Annotated in this window: 1 protein-coding gene; it reads left to right on the forward strand. The window is 60.3% G+C overall.

From position 1 onward, the window contains the following. Positions 1–24: 24 nt before the first annotated feature. A partial coding sequence (locus QN399_RS26155) for a DUF2235 domain-containing protein (RefSeq protein WP_330201931.1) occupies positions 25–546 on the forward strand: 522 nt, incomplete at its 3' end.

Raw genomic sequence — 546 nt, forward strand, 5'->3', positions numbered from 1 at the left:
TCGGAGAAGTTTTTGGAGCGCTGCGTGCATCTGGTCGCCGCCCATGAGCAACGCACCTGTTTCCCGGTGGACTCGATCCGGCGCAAGAACGACCCCGATGACCCGAGTGGCCCTTCAACCTACCGCGCCAATACGGTCGAATACCTGTACCCCGGCATGCACTCCGATGTCGGTGGTGGATATCCGCCGGGCGATCAGGGCAAGTCGCTGGGCGGTCCTCAGGACGTGATGTCACAACTTCCGTTGCACCTTATGTACGCCGAGGCCTATGCCGTGGGTGCTCCGTTACAGGCGTCTTCGATTGCACTCAGTGAAGAGCAAAAAGAAAAGTGGCCTTGGCTGGAAATGGACAGAGGAACCGCTGAAGCCTTCGCCGTCTCCAAAACCCTCACCCTCCGCTTCAACACCTGGCTCGCCCACCACAAAACCGGCCCGCTGGAAGGCGCCTTGGCCGGTGAGCAGGCGCTGCTGACGGGGTGGCGGATCAATCGTTATGGCAGCTATCACTTCAGGACAACCTCCGCCTACCAGCATGTCAACGGCAAG

The sequence above is a fragment of the Pseudomonas sp. 10C3 genome (assembly GCF_036346185.1).
In the GTDB taxonomy this organism is placed as follows: Bacteria; Pseudomonadota; Gammaproteobacteria; order Pseudomonadales; family Pseudomonadaceae; genus Aquipseudomonas.